Genomic DNA, 4,001 nt, shown 5'->3' on the forward strand with positions numbered 1-4,001 from the left:
GTTCTCTTTACTATCGTTTGCGGCCAATTTTGTGCTCGTTCCCTTCATTACCTTTCTCGTTCTCCCTGTGGGGACGGCAGCGCTGCTCCTCGGATCGTTATGGCTGCCCGGGGGCAAGATGCTGGCGGCGGCAGCCGAGTGGCTGGACGATCTGTCTTTCTGGCTGGTGAAATGGATGAATGGGTATCCGCAGTTCGTGACGATCTGGAAGTCACCTTCGCCGGTTTGGATCGCTTCCTATTTTATAGCGCTGTATGGGCTGCTCTATTTCGGAAAAGGGTGGTCGCTGAGCCGGCGACATATGGCAGTAGAGCCGGACGCGACCGTGCCCCTGGGTGTGCCTCCTGCAGCCCGCCGCTCGGAAGCTGCTTTGCCTTCCCGGACGAAAACTCGGCTTGCCGCCGGAGCGCTTGGGGGAATATGCATACTCATCGTTCTTCTGTACGCGGGATACCAGCCGGAGCACTTCCGCGGTACTGGAGCGGTGCAGGTGCTGGACGTGGGGCAGGGTGACAGCATTTTGATCACGACTCCGCAAGGAAAGCACCTTTTGGTCGACGGGGGCGGAACCGTCAGCTTCCGCAAGGCGGAGGACGGGTGGAAGGAGCGGAAGCAGCCGTTTGAGGTCGGCGCCAAGGTTCTCGTTCCATTATTAAAGAAGCGGGGAATCCATAGGCTGGACGCGGTCATCGTAACGCACGGGGACCAGGATCACGCCGGTGGCATGCAGGCGGTGCTGGAACAGATTCCGGTCGGGGCGTTTTTATTCAATGGGACGATGGCCGGTACGGCTGCTTTTGATCGGCTGATGGCTGCCGCCGTAGACAAGCATATTCCGATCTACGCCATTCACCAAGGAATGAACTATGCCCCGGACGGCCGGACGCAGCTGGTTTTTCTCGGCCCGATCCTGTCACAGACCGATCAGGAGGCGCTGCCGGTCGTCAAGGACCAGAACCATGACTCGGTCGTGTTCCTGCTCGAAATGAACGGGGGACGCTTCCTGTTCACCGGAGATATGGACAAGGCGTCCGAGGAGCAGATTCTTGAGACACTGGACTCTGGCCGGCTTGGTGAGGCGGTGGCGGATAATGGGCAAGCCGTCGATGTGCCGGCGCTGCAAACCGCGGGCGAATTGCTGGAAGCACCCGTGGATGTGATCAAAATCGCGCACCACGGCAGCAAGACAGCCAGTTCAGCGGAATGGCTGAGCCGGTGGAAGCCCGCCGCCGCCGTTATTTCGGCCGGCGTGAACAATCTGTACGGCCATCCGCATGCCGATGTGCTGCAGCGGATTTCCGAGGAAGGAGCGGCCGTTTACAGGACCGATCTGCAGGGAGAAATCCAATTTTCGGTAAAATCCGGGAAAATCCGCGTCAGAACCAAGCTGATAACAAAATCGTAATGATTTGTCTATGAAAAACGCTTAGAATGATGAAGTTGGCCGCAGAATCTTCAGGTGACTCCGCCTCTGGAATTTGGTATTCTTAATTGTGGTTTTCATCAGCAGAGATGAAGTAAAACGGTGGTGTCACCCTTGACGTACATACCTTCCGGATTTTTACGGGAAGCAGATTTAACAAAACGATACGGGTGGATCGAAGCAGAAGAAAAAACCGCTTTCGGTTGAAGGTTATATCCGTTTTTTTTTTAGGAATGGCGAGCACTCCCGGGGCCTGCCTTTTCAGCAACTTTAAAAATGTGGTTACAAATTGCAACAATTTGCTGGTCTTACACGTCTGTAAGATTGCAGGGAGAGGGGGATCCTTTGTGGTAGAGCAGGGACTCATCAGAGCCGCTCAATCGGGCGATCGCGACGCTCTAATCACCCTATTAAGAGAAATTGAACAACATGTTTACAGGACAGCTTTTTATATTCTGAATAATGAGCAGGATGCGCTCGACGCTTCCCAGGAAGCATTGATTCGGATTTATACCAAAATCGATTCCTATGAAGAGAAGGCACAGTTTAAAACGTGGATACAGCGGATCGTCACGAACATCTGTATCGACAAGTTCCGGCGGACGAAGCCTACAGTTTCGATCGACGAACATGAGCTCGTTTTTCAGGACAAACAGAATGTTGAGAAAGAGGTTTTATCCTCTTATTTGGCCCAGGACATCCAGGAGGCCATCAATCAACTGCCGGATCATCACCGGACTGTGATCGTCCTTAGATATTTGCAGGATTTCTCCTACAATGAAATCGCTGACTGTCTCAACCTGCCGCTGAATACGGTGAAATCCTATTTATTCAGGGCCAGACAGCAGCTGCAGAACATGCTCCAAGAGCATCAGAAAGGTGGTGTATCAGGATGAGGTGTCCAGAGGTGGTGGAGTGGATGCACCGTTACTTGGATTACGACTTGGACGAAGAGGAAACCGTCAAGCTCTATGAACATTTGAAGACATGCCCTGAGTGTGCGGATACCTTTCGGCTGCTGAAATCGTTGTCCAGAGACCTCGAAGATTTGCCAAAAGTAACGCCTAAGTTCAGTCTCGTCGATGCCATCATGCCTCAGCTGGATGCGATCGATCAGGCGCGCCACGAGAAGAGCGCATCGCTCGAAGAAATGCCGGCGCCAGCCGAAATGGTACCTGTTCCGTCCCGTCCGGCCCGCAAGGGCAAGTTCTGGAATACGGTAGCTGGACGTACAGCACTCGGAGGCGCTGCGGCTGTAGTCATTCTTGGGGTGGCGGTGCTGAATTATAATCCGAAGCAACTATCTACGGCGGAAGAGCCGCCTGTTAATACGGCGGCGTCCAACGAGGCAAGCATGGACGCGGCGGCGACCTCAGGCGCAGAACAATCCAAGAGCAATATTGTCGAACAAAATACGGGTTCTTCCGAGCCCGCACAGGATCCTTCAGAAGAGAAAACGCCGGCATCATCGGATCCTTCGCAGCTCAGCGAGAGCCAAGTTGGCGGCAGCGACACAGCGTCTAGCGACAAGGCCGCCGGCCAGGAGGCCCAGACCTATGCGCAGCAGCAGGACTCGTCCAAAACTCCGGCCCAGGATGCGGAGGCCAGCCGGAAAGCGGACACCGGCAGCCAGGACAATGCCGGCAAAGCCGGGTCCACCGAATCGGTTGACAACAGCACCGGCAAGCATGAAGGGGATGATGGCCAGGCGACGCTAAGCGCTCCAACCGACACAGAGAGCCCGCCTCCGAAAGGGGATGATGTCCAGAAGGACGTTACTCCTCCGGATGGAGACGGCGGTCAAGCGGCGGATAGCTCCACTCCTGAGGTTAACGGATCTCAAGAAGGCGACACGTCGGGACAAATGGGCATTATGGCCATTAAGCCTAAAACTGATTCGAACAAATTCTATTCTCCTGACGGTCAGTATGCGGCCTCTGTCGAAAACAAAAAGCTGGTCATCTACAGCGTAACTTCGGACGGAAGCTCCAAGCAGGTAAGTTCCCTTGATCTGCCGGGAACGTGGGTATCGGGCGTGTGGTCTGCCGACAGCACCGTGTTTACGTACCAGACCACGGATGCCAGCGGCTCGACGGTAAGCCAGACGTATCAGGTGGGCAAACAGGACGGCTCCACACCGTAAGCCGCCTGATGATAAAGCATAAAAAATGTGCTGTTCATGATGCACACATGATAGAGATATGGAATAGGTTATATTACGCAGGATCCAAAACGTCGTATGACCACCGGCGGTTAAGTTTCTAGAGCTTTTCACGCTGGTGTTTATAATAGATGTGCTGGAACAAAGGGACCTTATGCGAACAGCAGGGGTCCTTTTGTTGTTGCGCGTTCACCATAATTCGGCCTGCCGGGGGAGGCCTGTTTTTCTTCCCCGCCGTTTTTGGTAGAATGGATGTAGCGCTTTTGTGGCCGGATGGATGGGGCATTGGAACGATGTACCTTGCGAACGGGAATAGCAGATATCAAATGGGCATGGATAGAGAGAAGGGGGAGCAACAATGGATGTAAAGGCGGCGGTGAAAGGCGATCAGGCAGGGTGATGTATCGCCGGTCTACC

At 54.2% G+C, this 4,001-nt stretch carries 4 protein-coding genes; 3 read left to right on the forward strand and 1 reads right to left on the reverse strand.

Features of this window, described 5'->3' with window-relative positions:
• The 3 genes from CPT76_RS37660 to CPT76_RS22025 all read left to right on the forward strand — a co-directional run.
• Window positions 1–1,405 (forward strand): ComEC/Rec2 family competence protein (locus CPT76_RS37660; RefSeq protein ID WP_181152995.1); only part of this gene is annotated, 1,405 nt, incomplete at its 5' end.
• 365 nt (window positions 1,406–1,770) lie between these two features.
• On the forward strand, window positions 1,771–2,319 hold the full coding sequence (locus CPT76_RS22020; protein ID WP_076169765.1) for an RNA polymerase sigma factor: 549 nt from the start codon (window positions 1,771–1,773) through the stop codon (window positions 2,317–2,319).
• A complete protein-coding gene (locus CPT76_RS22025; RefSeq protein WP_105444477.1) occupies window positions 2,316–3,566 on the forward strand; it encodes a zf-HC2 domain-containing protein in 1,251 nt (416 codons plus the stop codon). Before CPT76_RS22020 ends, CPT76_RS22025 begins: the two co-directional genes overlap by 4 nt.
• Window positions 3,567–3,736: 170 nt before the next feature.
• Here the strand turns inward: CPT76_RS22025 and CPT76_RS38455 are convergent.
• A partial coding sequence (locus CPT76_RS38455; RefSeq protein ID WP_219845458.1) for a hypothetical protein occupies window positions 3,737–4,001 on the reverse strand: 265 nt, incomplete at its 5' end.

It is taken from the genome of Paenibacillus sp. AR247 (assembly GCF_002968895.1).
Taxonomy (GTDB): Bacteria; Bacillota; Bacilli; order Paenibacillales; family Paenibacillaceae; genus Paenibacillus_AQ; species Paenibacillus_AQ favisporus.